The sequence below is a fragment of the Streptomyces sp. NBC_01463 genome (assembly GCA_036227345.1).
Lineage (GTDB): Bacteria > Actinomycetota > Actinomycetes > Streptomycetales > Streptomycetaceae > Streptomyces.
Genome location: CP109468.1, coordinates 8686624 through 8700755 on the forward strand (window position 1 = coordinate 8686624; position 14132 = coordinate 8700755).

General features: G+C 68.1%; 18 protein-coding genes. 11 read left to right on the forward strand and 7 right to left on the reverse strand.

From position 1 onward, the window contains the following. The 7 genes from OG521_38150 to OG521_38180 all read left to right on the forward strand — a co-directional run bounded on the left by OG521_38150 (position 1) and on the right by OG521_38180 (position 4333). Positions 1 to 924, forward strand: coding sequence for a histone protein (locus OG521_38150; GenBank protein WUW26280.1), 924 nt, complete (start codon positions 1 to 3; stop codon positions 922 to 924). 6 nt (positions 925 to 930) lie between these two features. Next, positions 931 to 2028, forward strand: coding sequence for an SRPBCC family protein (locus OG521_38155; GenBank protein ID WUW26281.1), 1098 nt, complete (start codon positions 931 to 933; stop codon positions 2026 to 2028). Next, positions 2021 to 2359 (forward strand): gas vesicle protein, encoded by a 339-nt coding sequence (locus OG521_38160; GenBank protein WUW26282.1) that lies wholly within the window; start codon positions 2021 to 2023, stop codon positions 2357 to 2359. Before OG521_38155 ends, OG521_38160 begins: the two co-directional genes overlap by 8 nt. Before the next feature lie 29 nt (positions 2360 to 2388). After that, positions 2389 to 3204 carry a GvpL/GvpF family gas vesicle protein gene (locus tag OG521_38165; protein WUW26283.1) on the forward strand — a complete coding sequence of 272 codons (816 nt, stop codon included), beginning with the start codon at positions 2389 to 2391 and terminating at the stop codon, positions 3202 to 3204. Positions 3205 to 3207: 3 nt separating this feature from the next. Next, on the forward strand, positions 3208 to 3435 hold the full coding sequence (locus tag OG521_38170; GenBank protein ID WUW26284.1) for a gas vesicle protein: 228 nt from the start codon (positions 3208 to 3210) through the stop codon (positions 3433 to 3435). After that, positions 3432 to 3710, forward strand: a complete 279-nt coding sequence (locus tag OG521_38175) for a gas vesicle protein K (GenBank protein ID WUW26285.1) — start codon at positions 3432 to 3434, stop codon at positions 3708 to 3710. The genes OG521_38170 and OG521_38175 overlap by 4 nt, the downstream gene beginning before the upstream one ends. A gap of 158 nt (positions 3711 to 3868) precedes the next feature. After that, positions 3869 to 4333: an Asp23/Gls24 family envelope stress response protein gene (locus OG521_38180; protein WUW26286.1), complete on the forward strand. Its 465-nt coding sequence runs from the start codon at positions 3869 to 3871 to the stop codon at positions 4331 to 4333. A gap of 207 nt (positions 4334 to 4540) precedes the next feature. Here the strand turns inward: OG521_38180 and OG521_38185 are convergent, their stop codons facing one another. Then, positions 4541 to 4696 (reverse strand): DUF6131 family protein, encoded by a 156-nt coding sequence (locus tag OG521_38185; protein WUW26287.1) that lies wholly within the window; start codon positions 4694 to 4696, stop codon positions 4541 to 4543. A gap of 101 nt (positions 4697 to 4797) precedes the next feature. Next, complete coding sequence (locus OG521_38190; GenBank protein ID WUW26288.1) at positions 4798 to 5244, reverse strand: hypothetical protein; 447 nt, start codon at positions 5242 to 5244, stop codon at positions 4798 to 4800. A gap of 239 nt (positions 5245 to 5483) precedes the next feature. Here OG521_38190 and OG521_38195 point away from each other — a divergent pair, with 239 nt between their 5' ends. The 3 genes from OG521_38195 (at position 5484) to OG521_38205 (ending at position 7595) form a co-directional block, all read left to right on the forward strand. Then, positions 5484 to 5708 carry a DUF2945 domain-containing protein gene (locus OG521_38195; protein ID WUW26289.1) on the forward strand — a complete coding sequence of 75 codons (225 nt, stop codon included), beginning with the start codon at positions 5484 to 5486 and terminating at the stop codon, positions 5706 to 5708. A gap of 105 nt (positions 5709 to 5813) precedes the next feature. Next, a complete protein-coding gene (locus OG521_38200; GenBank protein ID WUW26290.1) occupies positions 5814 to 6998 on the forward strand; it encodes an alcohol dehydrogenase catalytic domain-containing protein in 1185 nt (394 codons plus the stop codon). A 141-nt stretch (positions 6999 to 7139) separates the two neighbouring features. Further along, entirely contained in the window at positions 7140 to 7595 is a 456-nt protein-coding gene (locus OG521_38205) for an SRPBCC family protein (protein WUW26291.1), read from the forward strand. Positions 7596 to 7705: 110 nt separating this feature from the next. On the opposite strand, the gene OG521_38210 is transcribed toward OG521_38205, so the two are convergent. The 3 genes from OG521_38210 to OG521_38220 are packed head-to-tail and all read right to left on the reverse strand — an operon-like array spanning position 7706 to position 11372. Further along, positions 7706 to 9814, reverse strand: coding sequence for a xanthine dehydrogenase family protein molybdopterin-binding subunit (locus OG521_38210; protein ID WUW26292.1), 2109 nt, complete (start codon positions 9812 to 9814; stop codon positions 7706 to 7708). Next, complete coding sequence (locus tag OG521_38215) at positions 9814 to 10815, reverse strand: xanthine dehydrogenase family protein subunit M (GenBank protein WUW26293.1); 1002 nt, start codon at positions 10813 to 10815, stop codon at positions 9814 to 9816. The genes OG521_38210 and OG521_38215 overlap by 1 nt, the downstream gene beginning before the upstream one ends. Continuing rightward, positions 10812 to 11372: a 2Fe-2S iron-sulfur cluster-binding protein gene (locus OG521_38220; protein ID WUW26294.1), complete on the reverse strand. Its 561-nt coding sequence runs from the start codon at positions 11370 to 11372 to the stop codon at positions 10812 to 10814. The genes OG521_38215 and OG521_38220 overlap by 4 nt, the downstream gene beginning before the upstream one ends. Positions 11373 to 11517: 145 nt before the next feature. Between OG521_38220 and OG521_38225 the strand changes: the two genes are divergently transcribed. Continuing rightward, positions 11518 to 12063, forward strand: a complete 546-nt coding sequence (locus OG521_38225; protein WUW26295.1) for a GNAT family N-acetyltransferase — start codon at positions 11518 to 11520, stop codon at positions 12061 to 12063. A gap of 141 nt (positions 12064 to 12204) precedes the next feature. Here OG521_38225 and OG521_38230 read toward each other — a convergent pair whose 3' ends face one another. Together OG521_38230 and OG521_38235 are read right to left on the reverse strand one after the other, a co-directional pair. Next, a complete protein-coding gene (locus OG521_38230; GenBank protein WUW26296.1) occupies positions 12205 to 12714 on the reverse strand; it encodes a DinB family protein in 510 nt (169 codons plus the stop codon). A gap of 540 nt (positions 12715 to 13254) precedes the next feature. Then, positions 13255 to 14049 carry an SDR family oxidoreductase gene (locus tag OG521_38235; protein WUW26297.1) on the reverse strand — a complete coding sequence of 265 codons (795 nt, stop codon included), beginning with the start codon at positions 14047 to 14049 and terminating at the stop codon, positions 13255 to 13257. Positions 14050 to 14132: the final 83 nt, after the last annotated feature.

Genomic DNA, 14132 nt, shown 5'->3' on the forward strand with positions numbered 1-14132 from the left:
ATGGAAGACCAGACGAAGTTGACCCTAGCGGTCGCAGTAGTCGGCGGCTACGTGCTGGGCCGGACCAAGAAGGGGCGGCTGGCTCTCAGTGTCGCCACGTATCTCGCCGGTCGACGCTTCGGTCTGGAGCCCCGCCAGCTCGCCGCAGAAGGTATGCGCCGACTCGGTGAGGTCCCCCAGGTTGCGGAACTCCAGGACCAGCTCAGGGGCGAGGTCCTGGAGGCGGGCCGCAAGGCCATGACCGCCGCGGCCAACCGCAGCATGAGTACATTGGCCGGCTCGATCAGTGAGCGCACGGCTCGTCTCCTGGAACCGCCGAGCGATGAGGACGAGGGCGACGAGGACCAGGGCGATGAGTACGAGGACGAGTACGAGGACGAAGAGGAACCCGCAGAAGAGGACGAGGAGTACGAGGACGAGGAGTACGAGGAGGGCGACGAAGAGGACGAGCAGCCAGTAGACGAGGAAGAGGAAGAAGAGGAAGAGCCCGAGGAAGAGGAAGAGCCCGAGGAAGAGCCGGAGCCCGAGGAGGAGCCCGAGGAGGAGCCGGAGGAGAAGCAGCCGAGAAGGCGCGCGCCCCGCCGGTCTTCGTCGGCCACGGGCAAGAGCGGTGGAGCCGCCAAGAAGTCCGGCGGTACGGCGAAGAAGACCGCAGCCAAGAAGGCGGCCCCGGCGAAGAAGGCGGCTGCCAAGAAGACCGCCCCGGCGAAGAAGGCGGCCGCCAAGAAGTCCGGCGGTACGGCGAAGAAGACCGCAGCCAAGAAGACCGCCCCGGCCAAGTCTGCGTCCAAGAAGGTGGCCCCGGCGAAGAAGGCGGCCGCCAAGAAGGCTGCTCCGGCGAAGAAGGCGGCTGCCAAGAAGACGGCAGCAGGCAAGGCATCGTCGAAGCGGGCCGCATCCAAGCGCACCAGCGGTCGGAGGTAGCGAGTCATGGCCAGGACGGATAACGCAGAGCCTGAGTCGGAAGAGACCGAAGAGGCCGAAGAGACCGAAGAGTCCGGAATGGACAAACTCCGCGGTGAGCTTTCCAACTTCCTCAGCACACAGGTGGAGAAGCTCGCGGAGAAGGCAGGGGACAAGCTGACCGATGTCACCGGTCAGTTGAACGATGCCGCGGAGAACGGCGGCTCATTGCCCGCCATCGGTTCTCGCATCCTGCAGGGCGACTCCCCGGTGAAGGCGTTCGTCTCGGAGAAGGCCAAGGGTGTCAAGGACAACGTCGTGGACAAGGCCAAGGAGGCCTTCAGCGGTGGCAAGGGCAAACGCAAGGCGAGCGGCGGAAAGCTCATGAACATCGTCGAGGTCCTCGATGTGGGAGTGTCGCTGCGCACGGCGTACGACCACTGGACTCAGTACGACCAGTTCAGCAGTTTCGCCAAGGGCGTGCGCGACGTCTCGATGGACGAAGAGATGTCGAGCGACTGGAAGGTCAAGGTGGGGCCCTCCTCCCGCAGCTTCAAGGCGACGGTCCAGGAGCAGGTCCCTGACGAACGCATCGTCTGGACTTCCGAAGGCGCCAAGGGGACGACGCGAGGCGCGGTGAGCTTCCACGAACTTGCACCGTCCCTCACCCGCATCGTCCTGGTCATGGAGTACTACCCGTCCGGCTTCTTCGAGAAGACGGGCAACCTGTGGCGTGCGCAAGGACGCCGCGTCCGCCTCGACTTCAAGCACTTCCAGCGGTACGTCACGCTCACGGAGGAGGAGCCGGAAGGGTGGCGTGGCGAGATCCGCGACGGAGAAGTCGTCGTGTCGCACGAAGAGGCCATGGAAGAGGAAGAAGCGGAGAACGAGAACGAGGAAGAAGGCGGCGACGAGGAAGAGCCGGAGGAGGACGAGGACGAGTGGGAAGACGAGGACGACGGTGAGGACGAGGACGAACTGACGGACGAGGACGAGGAGGAAGAGGAAGAGGAAGAGCCGGACGAAGAGGAAGAGCCGGACGAGGAAGAAGAGGAAGAAGAGGCGCCGCGCAGAAGGCGGTCCGCGCCCACGAAGCAGCGATCACGGAGAGCGCGAAGTGACTGATCTGGACTTCCGGCAGGATGCTTCCTATCCCGTTGCCGGGCCGCAGAACACCAACCTGGCGGACATCCTCGAGCGCGTGCTCGACAAGGGCATCGTCATCGCCGGGGACATCAAGATCGACCTTCTCGACATCGAGCTCCTCACCATTCGTCTGCGGCTCTTCGTAGCCTCCGTGGACACCGCGAAGAAGGCCGGGATCGACTGGTGGGAGACCGACCCCGCGCTCAGTTCCCATGCGGCGAGGAACGCACTGAAGGACGAGAACCGCGAGCTGCGGGCGAGGCTTGAGGCACTTGAATCGGGCTCCGAAGAGACATCGTCGGACTCGTGACGAGTCAGGGAGAGGAAGAGCAGGGGCTCATGACGGAGTGCGGCACAGGGACGTCGGAGAAGAACGCCATCTACGTGTTCGCGGTCTGCCGCGCCGAGGAGGCCCCCGACGTGCAGGGGCTCACCGGGGTGACGCGGGCCGAGCCGGTGCGTTCCCTCCGCATCGGCTCGCTCACAGCGATCGTGCAGACCGTCCGGGGGGCTGACTTCACGGACGAGGTCTGGCAGAAGAGGCTGACCGACGAGGCTGAACTGGAGCGATACGCTCGCGCTCACCATGAGGTCGTCTCGGCGGTCGCTGCCCGCTTCCCCACAGTCCCCTTGCCGCTGGCCACGTTGTACAACGGGGACGAGAGGGCGGCACGCGCACTGGCCAGTGAGTCGACACGTTTCCGCACGGCGCTGACACGTATCGCGCATCACGCCGAATGGGGAATCAAGGTCTACGCACCCGTCTCGCGGAGCGCGGGCGATGACACCCCGGAGGAACAGCCGGCCGCGGCGGCCGACCGCGCGCGCCCGGCTCCTGGAGCGGGCAGGGCCTATCTGGAACGTAAGCGCAACCTGCAGTCGCAGCGTGAGGAGCGGCAAGCGGCTTCCTTGCGGGTCGCGGATGTCGTGGATGCGGACGTGAGCCGCATCGCCACGGAGTCCCGCCGGCTCCGGCCGCACGGCAACGGAGCCGTTGGCGACGGTCGCGTTCAGGTCCTGAACGCGACCTATCTGGTCGCGGGGCAACGGGCCGCCGAGCTGGACCTGCTGGTTGCTGGACTGCGAGAGCGCACCGGTGCGCACATCGAGGTCTCTGGGCCCTGGGTGCCCTACTCCTTCGTCGGTGAGGTGTAGTCCGTGACGCATGAAACAGTTCCGTGGGACGGCCCGGGCGGCTTGAGCGGCCCGATCGGCGTGCCACTGGTCGATCTGCTGGACCGTGTTCTGGCGACCGGGGTGGTCGTGAGCGGTGACCTGGTCATCGCCATCGCCGACGTCCCACTTGTACGTGTCTCACTCCATGCGCTGCTGTCGTCGGTCAACGAGCGTGTTCCCGCCCCCTGGGCCGACAGTGGGCCGCTGTGACGACGTCACGAGTAGATCTGGACTCCGAGCAGATGGGGCGAGATCTGGTCACCCTGGTCCTGACGGTGGTCGAACTGCTCCGCCAGTTGATGGAACGACAAGCCCTGCGGCGCATCGACGAAGGCGACCTGACCGACGATCAGACCGATGAGATCGGCACGACCCTGATGATGCTCGATCAGCGCATGCGAGAGCTCTGCGAGCAGCACGGTGTACGGATGGAAGACCTCAATCTTGACCTCGGCCCCCTGGGCTCTCTCCTGCCCCGGGACTGAGGACAGGCAGAGGGGCGAGCACGAATACGCTGCGCTTCACCGGCACTCGAATGGCGTATGTCGCGATCCGGGAGCACCGTGGAAGAGGGGCACGGGTGGTGGAAAACGTCCGCCAATTCCGGTCGGCCCCCTCACAGAACTCTCGCTGCGAGGTACTCATGGCGAACGGCAGTGAAAACGGAACGGCGCTCGGATCGAACGAATCGTCGGGTGGAACCAAGGGGACGACGGTCATCGCGGATACCGTCGTCGCGACGATCGCGGGGATCGCGGTACGCGAGACCGATGGGGTTCACGCTATCGGCGGGGGCGCTTCGCGGGCTGTGGGAGCGATGAAGGACAAGGTGTCCCGCTCCAACGATCCAGGCCGCGGAGTGAAGGTCGAGGTGGGCGAGAAGCAGGCCGCCGTCGACGTCGACATCGTGGTCGAGTACGGAACTCTCATCCTGGAAACCGCCAAGAAGATCCGCATCCATGTCACCGATGCGGTGGAGACGATGACCGGGCTGGAGGTCGTCGAGATCAACATCAGGGTTCTGGACGTCTACGTGCCAGGTGACGACGACAGCGCGGACGACGACGAGGAGAAGAGCGCTTCCGGGAAGTCGCGCCGCGTGCAGTGAGGTGCCGTGCCGGACCCCGGGACTGGCGTCCTAGTGGCTGCCGGTTACGCCCAGAAGGCCATGCGTTCGGCGTGGCTGCCGGTAACGCCCAGAAGGCCATGCGTTCGGCGTCGGCACGGCAAAGCCGGCGCCACGGCGGCCTCGAGATCCTCCGCGATTCGGCTCCGGAAGATGACGCTCCGACGCGACTACCAGGAGTGCCCGCGACTACCAGTAGTGCCGACGTCCGCCGACGGCGTGCCCCGCTGCCCCCAGGATCCAGAGAATGGCACCGACGGCGAGCAGAATGATCCCGATGGTCCACAAAATCGAGATTCCCGCAACGAAACCGATGACCAGGAGAATGATGCCGAGGACAATCATGGCGTCCTCCATCTTCGCTTGACGCTGCTACCAGCCTACGGCGTCAAGCCGCATTGTGGGCGAGCCCGGACCGGATAAGGGAGAAGCCACCGGCGGAACGCCTAATCCGGGCGCATGGTGGTCCTGGGAGTGCCGCCCAGAGGACGGCGTGCCCCTTTCATTTCGGCTTCGTACAGGTGGTCGCGGCCTTGGGCAAGCCTGTGGACCAGTTGCTGCTCGATATCGGTGAAGGGCCGGTAGTAGGTCTGGTTGTACGTCTCGATGAGCTGGAAGGTCCAGTGGCCCGGGATGACATTGCGGCCGAGGATCTCGCGCTCGACGAGCTCGGCGTCCTGATCGTGGCCGGCCTCGCGCAGGAGGCGGACGGCGTCGCCGACGGCGAAGTCGGCACTTCCGGTCAGTTGATGGAACTCGTACAGTGCGCCGCGCGCGCGTTCTGTCGTCTCCAACGCCTTCGACAGGGCCCCCAGCGCTTCGACGGTCTTGTCGCTGACGCCTTCGGGGCGCTGGTGTGAAGTGTCCGGGCGGCTGTTCTGTTCATCGCTCACGCCCGTACCTATGCCCTGAGAGGGCTTTTACCTATCCGCCGGGTTACTCCTCCCGAGAGCGAGACGGCCTGCAAAGGCGGACGCCTGGGGTCGGTATGAGGCCATGCGCGCCCTCGCTCATCGGTGTTCCGGCCGCTTTTCGGCGCAGCAGCCTGCCGGAGTGCGCCGAGCCATGAAGGGCGCGACAGTGAAGTGCGGGCTGCCGCAGCCGATTTTCGAGTCCGGGGAGCGCAGGGATCATGGCGAAAGGCAAGAAGCTCGACCCGGGGGACCAGGTCGCCTGGAGCAGCCATGGTCAGGTCGTACCCGGAAGAGTAAAGAAGAAGATCACGAAACGCACCGAGGCGGCGGGACGTACCGTCGACGCGTCAGAGGACCGACCGCAGTACGAGGTCGAGAGCGATAAATCCGGCCGTCGTGCTGTCCATAAACCTCAGTCCTTGCGGAAGAAGGAGACCGGGTGAAGTGGGTGGCGACGAAGATCGACGAGGAATGCATGAAGTTGAATTCTGTCCGCACAGCACACTTCACGGGTCGTTTTCGCAGTTCCTCCTGAGAGGACTCGCCTCATGCGCGCACTGACCTGGCAAGGCAAAAGGGACGTCCGGGTGGACACGGTTCCGGATCCGCGGATCGAGGACCCGACGGACATCATCGTCAGGATCACGTCCACGGGCATCTGCGGCTCGGATCTGCACTTGTACGAAGTCCTGGGCCCCTACCTCGACCCCGGAGACATTCTCGGCCACGAGCCCATGGGCATCGTGGAGGCGGTCGGCCCACAGGTGACTTCGCTCGCCCCGGGGGACCGAGTGGTCGTCCCCTTCAACATCTCGTGCGGGCACTGCTACATGTGCGATCGAGGGCTGCACTCCCAGTGCGAGACCACGCAGGTCCGGGAGAGGGGCATGGGGGCCGCCCTCTTCGGCTACACCAAGCTCTACGGCCAGGTGCCCGGTGGCCAGGCGGAGCTGTTGCGGGTTCCCTTCGGGGACAGCCTGCCCATCAAGGTTCCGCACGGTCCGGCGGACGACCGGTTCGTCTACCTCTCCGACGTACTGCCCACCGCCTGGCAGGCCGTGGAGTACGCGGCGATCCCGCCCGGCGGGTCGGTGACCGTTCTGGGACTCGGGCCGATCGGCGCGATGGCGGCGCGAGTCGCCAGGCACCGGGGCGCGGGCGTGGTGGTGGGCGTCGACTTCGTACCCGCGCGTCTGTCCCGCGCCGCCGCGGACGGAGTGCAATGCCTGGACCTGCGCCGGCTCGGCAAGGAACTCGGCGACGCCATCCGCGACCTCACCGACGGACGAGGCACCGACGCGGTGATCGACGCGGTCGGTATGGAGGCCCACGGCGCTCCCGTGGCGAAGGCGGCGCACGGGGCCGTGGGAATGTTGCCCGATCGTCTGGCGGAACGACTCATGGACAGGGCGGGACTGGACCGCCTGGCCGCCTTGCGGACAGCGATCGACGTGGTGCGCAGGGGCGGCACGATCTCGGTGTCCGGGGTGTACGGGGGCGCGGCCGACCCCCTGCCGATGCTGACCATGTTCGACAAGCAGATTCAGCTCAGGATGGGCCAGGCCAACGTCAAGCGCTGGGTCGACGAGATCCTCCCGCTGCTCACGGACGAGGACCCCTTGGGCGTCGACGGCTTCGCGACGCACCATCTGCCGCTCGAAGAGGGGCCGCAGGCGTACAAGACGTTCCAGGACAAGGAGGACGGCATGATCAAGACGTTGCTGGTTCCCTGAGCGCGTGGTCTGACCTGCCGGACCGGGGCGCCCGGTCCTGTCGGCGCGGCGCGCGGTTCACCCCTGCTCGGGTGAATGAATGCGTACGCCGGAAGGGGCCGGCGCGGGGCCCGGTGCATCCGACGATAACGTGGAGGACCGATGGCCGTACGACATCGATTGATCGAAAGTCCCGCCGGGGAAGTCTGGGCCGTCCTGGCCGACGGCACGCGGTACGGCGACTGGGTGGTGGGGACCTCGCGGTCGCGTCCCGCGGACGGAGAGTGGCCGCAGGTCGGCTCCAGCATCAGGTACACGATTCGGTTCGGACCGTGGTCGGTGGCTGGAAGAACGGTCGTTCGGCGTTGCGAGACACCCGGAGTGCTGGAACTGGAAGTCGACAGCGGGTGGCTCGGCACCGCCCGGATCGCTCTGGAAGTCCGTCCCTGGGGCGAGAACGCCCTGGTGACCATTGACGAACACCCGCTGCGCGGGCCCGCGGGGAAGCTTCACAACACAGCCGTGGACGCGCTGATCCAACTGCGCCACCGCAGCATGCTCGCCCGGCTTGCTGACACCGTCGAGAAGGCCTCGCACAGCACGCACGAGGCCGCCTGAAGTCCATTCCACCCGTTGCCCGAGAAGGTGGGACAGGGCGGCCATGGCGGGCAGCCTCGGGGCTTGAACGATTTTCCAGCAGAGCCGCAATACCGGCTGTCGCCCGGTGCTCACCGCTCGGGCCGGTCCTCCAGTGCGTGCAGGACCTTGTCCAGAGTGATCGGCAGGTCTCGTACGCGCACACCGCAGGCGTGCCACACCGCGTTCGACACCGCGGCGGCCGTGCCGACGATGCCGATCTCTCCGATGCCCTTCGACCCCATGGCGTTGACGTGGGGGTCGTGCTCGTCGAGCCAGTGGGCCTCGACCTCGTCGACATCCGCGTTGGCCGCGATGTGGTAGCCCGCGAAGTCGTGGTTGACGACATGGCCGGTGCGGGGGTCGAGCACGCTGTTCTCGTGCAGGGCCATGGACAGCCCCATCGTCATCCCGCCGATGAACTGGGACCGTGCCGTGCGCGGGTTGATGATCCGGCCGGCGGCGAACACGCCGAGCAGGCGCGGCACCCGCACCTCGCCCGTGTCCACGTGGACGTGCGCCTCGGCGAACTGCGCGCCGAAGGCGTGCATCGCGTAGCGGTCGTCGAGCGGGCCGACGTCACCGGACGCCTCGGCCCCGTCCGGCGGCTCGGTCCCGAACCTGTCACGGAAGGCGCGTGCGGCCTCGACCACGGCCGAGCCCCACGTCGCCGTCCCCGAGGAACCCCCGGCCACCGTCGCCATCGGGTAGTCGGTGTCACCGATCCGTACCTCCACCGCATCGACCGGTACGCCGAGCGCGTCCGCGGCGATCTGCGCCAGCGTGGTCCATGCGCCGGTGCCGAGGTCGGCCGCGCCGATCTCGGCGACATAGCGGTCGCCTTCCCGCCGGATCGTCGCCGTCGACCGCGGCATACGGTGCACCGGGTAGGTGGAGGACGCGACGCCCGTGCCGACCAGCCAGTCACCGCTGCGCCGCACGCCGGGCCGCGCATCACGCTCCGCCCAGCCGAACCGCGCCGCGCCCTCCCGCAGGCAGCCGACAAGGTCGCGGCTGGAGAACGGCTTGCCCGAACCGGGCTCGACGTCGGGCTCGTTGCGGATCCGCAGCTCGACCGGGTCCATCCCCAGGCGCTCCGCCAGCTCGTCCATCGCCACCTCGGGCCCGAACATGCCGGGACACTCGCCGGGGGCGCGCATCCAGGACGGCACCGGGACATCCAGGGCAGCGAGCCTGTGCGTGGTCCGCCGGTTCGCCACCGCGTACATCATCCGGGAGGGCACACCGGTCTGCTCGGCGAACTCCTTGATCCGCGAAGTCTGTTCGACCACGTCGATCGAGAGGGCGGTCAGCTTGCCGTCGCGGCCGGCGCCGAGAGCGCACCGCTGGATGGTGGGTGTGCGGTAACCGGCGAGGGAGAACATCTGCTGACGGGTCAGCGCCAGTCGTACGGGCCGGCCGGGGACTGCGCGCGCGGCCATCGCGGCGAGGACCACATTGACGTGCGGCTCGCCCTTGGACCCGAACCCGCCACCGACGTACGGGCAGACGACCCGGATCCGTGCCTCGTCGAGGCCGAACACGGACGCCAGGGTGGCACGCGCGGGATGGACGCCCTGGGTGGAGTCCCACAGCGTCAGGAAGCCCTCGCCTGCCGGGTCCCAGAGGGCTGTCGTGGCGTGGGGTTCCATCGGGTTGTTGTGGTACATCGCGGTGGTGTAGGTCTGCTCGACCGTCACCTCCGCGGCCGCCATGGCTGCCGCGACGTCACCCTCCGCGGTGTCGGTGGGGAAGTCCGGGTTCACCCGCTCGGGCGCGTACAGAGCCTCGTGGTCGGCCCGCAGTTCGGCGTCGTGCTCCTCCTGCGCGTAGGCCGGCCGGACGAGTGCGGCGGCATACCGGGCCACCTCGGAGCTGTCGGCGACGACCAGGGCGATGACCTGGCCGCGGAAGTCGACCGCCTCGTCCTGCAGGGCCGCCAGCTCTCGGTCCTCCGTGGAAGCCAGGCGCTCAGCGGTGTCGGGCGTGAGCACCGCGAGCACACCGTCGAGCGCTACGGCCGCGGAGGTGTCCAGCCCCGAGACGCGCCCCCGGGCGATCGTCGCCTGGACGGGATGCAGGTAGGCGACGTTCTCCAGGGGCGTCTCGTACGCATAGGTGGCGGTGCCCAGGACCTTGACCGCGCCGTCCCGGCGCGGCAGGTCACTGCCGATGGCGACCGGCTCGCTCAGGAAGGTCATCAGGCGTCCTCTCGGGCCAGGTCACGCAGGGTTGCCGCGAGGGTGCGGCGCAGCAGGGGGATCTTGAACGCGTTCCCGCCGTCCAGGCCTTCGGCGGGCCGGGCACCGACGAGTTCGGCGTCCGCGGCGGCACGGTAACTCTCCTCCGAGGCCGCGGCGCCCCGCAGCGTCTCCTCGGCCCGGTACGCGCGCCACGGCGCGTGCGCCACGCCACCGAACGCGATGCGCGCGTCAGTGATCACGCCGTCCTGGACCTCGAGCGCCGCAGCGACGCTGACCAGGGCGAACGCGTAGGAGGCACGGTCCCGTACCTTGCGATAGGCCGATCGGCGGGCGATGGACTGTGCGGGCAGGTCGATCGCGGTGATGAGTTCGCCGTGTTCGAGCACCGTGTCGCGCTCCGGGGTGTCGGCCGGCAGCCGGTGCAGGTCGACGAAGGGGATGGTGCGCTCGCCACCGGGGCCGAGCACGCGCACCTGTGCGTCGAGCGCGGACATCGCCACGGCCATGTCGGACGGATGGACCGCGATGCAGTGCTCGGAGGCGCCGAGGATCGCGTGGTTGCGGGTCCAGCCCCCGATCGCCGAGCAGCCCGTGCCGGGCTCCCGCTTGTTGCACGGTGTCGTGACGTCCTGGAAATAGACGCACCGGGTGCGTTGCAACGGGTTGCCGCCGGTGGTGGCCATATTGCGCAACTGCCCCGAGGCGCCCGACAGCAGGGCTTGTGACAGCACGGGGAACCACTCGCGCACCCGCGGATCCGCTGCGAGTTCGCTGTTGCTGACACCCGCGCCGATCCTGAGCCCGCCCCCGCCGAGCTCCTCGATCCCGGCGGGCAGGAGATCGGTGACACCGACGACCAGATCGGGTTCGACGAGGCCCAGCTTGAGGTGGTCCACCAGATTCGTGCCACCACCGAGGAACACGGCGCCGGGGACCCCCGCGACACTGCGCACGGCGGCGGCCGCGTCGGTGGGGTGCTGGTAGTCGAACGGCTTCACCCGGATACCTCCATGCCGGCCGCCCGCTGGACGCCGGACGCAGCGGCGGCGGCTTGCTGAATGGCGGGCACGATGTTGACGTAGGCGGCGCAGCGGCACAGGTTGCCGCTCATCCGCTCGGCCACCTCCGCACGGTCGAGCGCCGGGGCCTCTGTGCCGCCGGTGACGGCGCTCGGCCAGCCCCGCGCGAACTCGTCGAGCATTCCGACCGCGGAGACGACCTGGCCCGGTGTGCAGTAGCCGCACTGGAAGGCGTCGCAGTCGATGAAGGCCTGCTGCACAGGATGCAGACCCCCCTCGGCGTGCTGATCACCGGCAGCGAGCCCCTCGGCGGTAACGACCTCGGCACCGTCCTGCGTGACCGCCAGAGTGAGGCAGCTCAGCACACGCTGCCCGCCGGCCAGCACCGTGCACGCGCCGCACTGTCCGTGATCGCACCCCTTCTTGGGGCTCGTCACCCCCAACCGCTCGCGGAGGGCATCGAGCAGCGTCGTACGCGTGTCGACGGTCAGCTGACGCGTGATTCCGTCGACCTGCACGGTGATTTCACTTTTCACCGCACCAAGGTTCCCGACAACAGCTCGCCTCACACGGCGCCCGGTGCCAACTCACACAAGTGGCGGCAGTGCCGGATCAGCCGGAGCCGGAGCCGGAGCCCCGGCCGCGGGAGCACATGCCCGCACGGTGTTACGGTCGGGCGCCATGAGCTGGCTTCCCGATGACTTCGTCCACCCTGTCCTGGTACCGCTGCCGGGCGGGGGCCATCACCTGCGGCCGATCCGGGAGGCGGATGCGCCGCACGACTATCGCGCCGTGATGGGCTCGCGCGAGCGGCTGTGGACCATCTTCGGTCCGGCCTGGGGCTGGCCCGCCGCCACCATGACCTACGAGGCCGACCGGGCCGACCTGTTGCGGCACGAGAAGGAGATAGCCGCCCACCAGTCCTTCAACTACGCGCTGTTCGACGAGGGGGAGACGGCACTCCTCGGCTGCGTCTACATCGACCCACCGGAGAAGTCCGGCGCGGACGGCGAAGTCGCCTGGTGGGTGGTGGACGATCTGGTGGGCGGCGAGGTCGAGCAGGCCCTCGACGCGCTGGTGCCGCGGTGGATCGCCGCCGACTGGCCGTTCGAGCGGCCGCGCCTCCTCGGCCGCGAGATCTCCTGGTCGCAGTGGCTCGCCCTGCCGGCGCACCCCGACGCATGGATGACCGATTCCAAAGGGTCAAATGCCGTATCCGGTGAGTGAGCGCAGAGCGGTCTGCCCGGCACGGTCGTTGCGCCGGATCGCGGCCGTCAGCGCCAGGACGCCGCCCTGCGGGCTGAGCCAACCCCCGCAGGCGATTGTCCGGAACGGATCAGCATGCGGGGATCGAGGGCTCCGGCGGAGTCAGGCGCCCACGGTCCCGTCGACACCTTCGCGGAGCAGGTCCGCGTGCCCGTTATGGCGGCCGTACTCCAGAAGCACGTGCACCATCACCATCCGCAGCGACACCTCCTCGTCCCATCGTGGCTGATGCCCGGCCTGGTCCAGGGACTCGGCCTCCCGTTCGATACGGCGCGAGTTCTCCACCTCGGCATCCCAGGCCGCGAACGCCTCGGCCCTGGTCGACGCACTCGCGTCGTACGCTGCCTGGAAGTCGATCTTGTCGGACCAGACCATGGGCGCCTCGTTGTCCTCGAACACCCGGCGGAACCAAGCACGCTCCACTTCCGCCATGTGCCGCACCAGACCGAGCAGCGAAAGCGTGGACGGCGGCACCGACTGCTGCCGCAGCTCCTCGTCGGTGAGCCCTTCGCACTTCATGGCGAGGGTCGCGCGGTGGTAGTCGAGGAACGCCCGCAGCATGTCGCGTTCGCTGCCAACGCTGGGCGGTCCTATGCGGTTGTCGCTGCTCATCGGTCGTGCTCCTCATGCGTGCCGGCGTTGAGGGCCAGTATCCAGTCCCGTCGGCTGTCCCCCGTACGACGGCCGTCGACCGGACCTGATCGCTCCCACAGAGACCGCCGAGCACGGGAATGAGAAAGGCTCATCGGGCCCCGCTGCCGCAAATACCCCTCTGCTCCGGGCATGGCGAGGCCGGGGTGCCGGGACTGTCACGGGGCGGTGACGCGGACCGCCCGTGGGTGTCTCCGCCGAGAGTTTGTCGTTGTGTGAGTGGGTAAGGGACCTGTGATCGCCACAGGCGACAAACCGGTAGATAATGATCCAAAGATGCAGAGTAAGGAGGGTTTGATGTCCTCGAAGCGACGTCGCAAGAAGAAGGCCCGCCGCAAGAACGGCGCAAACCACGGAAGCCGTCCGCAGACCTGAGGGCGCGCAGACGCAACCGGGGGCGGCCTCTGCCGCCCCCGATCGCGTTTCCGCAGGTCCGTGGCGCGCCGGACCGAGACCGGCGATACCCGTCCGCTGCGGGGCCCCGCGTGCCGCGGGGTGGGCTCAGGGAAGGATCGAGTCCACGTAGCCGCCGTCCACCCGCAGCGCGCCACCCGTGGTCGCGGAGGCGAACGAGGAAGCCAGGTAGACCACCATGTGGGCGATCTCCTCCGGCTCGATGAGACGCTGGATCAGGGATTGCGGCCGGTGCACGCGCATGAACTCGCGCTGGGCCTCGTCCCACGGCAGATCCTTGTCGACCAGCTGGTAGACGAAGTCCTCGACACCGCCGGTGTGCGTCGGCCCGGCGATGACGGAGTTGACCGTGACCCCCGTACCCGCCGCCTCCTTCGCGAAGCCGCGGGACACGGCCAGCAGCGCCGTCTTGGACATGCCGTAGTGGATCATCTCGGCCGGGACCACGACCGCCGAGTCGCTGGCGATGTACTGCACACGGCCCCAGCCGTTCTCCGTCATGCCCGGCAGGTACTCCCGCGTCATGCGGATCGAGGCCAGCACGTTCACCTCGAAGTAGCGGCGCCACTCGTCGTCGCTGATCTCCAGCGCCGGCTTGGCACCGAAGATACCGAGGTTGTTGACGAGGATGTCGGCGTGCGGCAGCGCGTCCCGCACCTCCCGGGCGCCCTCGTCGGTGGCGATGTCGCCCGGTGCGGCGACGAACTCCGCCTCCGGATGCTGCGCCCGCAGGTGCTCGATGGCGGCTGCCACGGAGCCGGCGCTGCGGCCGTTGATCGCGACACGGGCCCCTGCTGCCGCGAGCCCGGCGGCGATCGCCGCACCGATTCCTTGCGTGGAGCCGGTGACGAGGGCCGTTTTTCCTGACAGATCGACGATCATGGGAGTCGCCTTCCCTGAATGGGTTGCGATCAATCATCCGATAGGCGGGTAATCCGCCCATCGGTGCAGGCCGGTCCGGGCGG

Coding starts and splice junctions, on each gene's coding strand:
- OG521_38200 (WUW26290.1), top strand. CDS start 5,814: ATGCGCGCACTGACCTGGCAAGGCAAAAGGGACGTCCGGGTGGACACG.
- OG521_38195 (WUW26289.1), top strand. CDS start 5,484: ATGGCGAAAGGCAAGAAGCTCGACCCGGGGGACCAGGTCGCCTGGAGC.
- OG521_38150 (WUW26280.1), top strand. CDS start 1: ATGGAAGACCAGACGAAGTTGACCCTAGCGGTCGCAGTAGTCGGCGGC.
- OG521_38225 (WUW26295.1), top strand. CDS start 11,518: ATGAGCTGGCTTCCCGATGACTTCGTCCACCCTGTCCTGGTACCGCTG.
- OG521_38180 (WUW26286.1), top strand. CDS start 3,869: ATGGCGAACGGCAGTGAAAACGGAACGGCGCTCGGATCGAACGAATCG.
- OG521_38185 (WUW26287.1), bottom strand. CDS start 4,696: ATGATTGTCCTCGGCATCATTCTCCTGGTCATCGGTTTCGTTGCGGGA.
- OG521_38235 (WUW26297.1), bottom strand. CDS start 14,049: ATGATCGTCGATCTGTCAGGAAAAACGGCCCTCGTCACCGGCTCCACG.
- OG521_38210 (WUW26292.1), bottom strand. CDS start 9,814: ATGACCTTCCTGAGCGAGCCGGTCGCCATCGGCAGTGACCTGCCGCGC.
- OG521_38155 (WUW26281.1), top strand. CDS start 931: ATGGCCAGGACGGATAACGCAGAGCCTGAGTCGGAAGAGACCGAAGAG.
- OG521_38205 (WUW26291.1), top strand. CDS start 7,140: ATGGCCGTACGACATCGATTGATCGAAAGTCCCGCCGGGGAAGTCTGG.
- OG521_38230 (WUW26296.1), bottom strand. CDS start 12,714: ATGAGCAGCGACAACCGCATAGGACCGCCCAGCGTTGGCAGCGAACGC.
- OG521_38165 (WUW26283.1), top strand. CDS start 2,389: ATGACGGAGTGCGGCACAGGGACGTCGGAGAAGAACGCCATCTACGTG.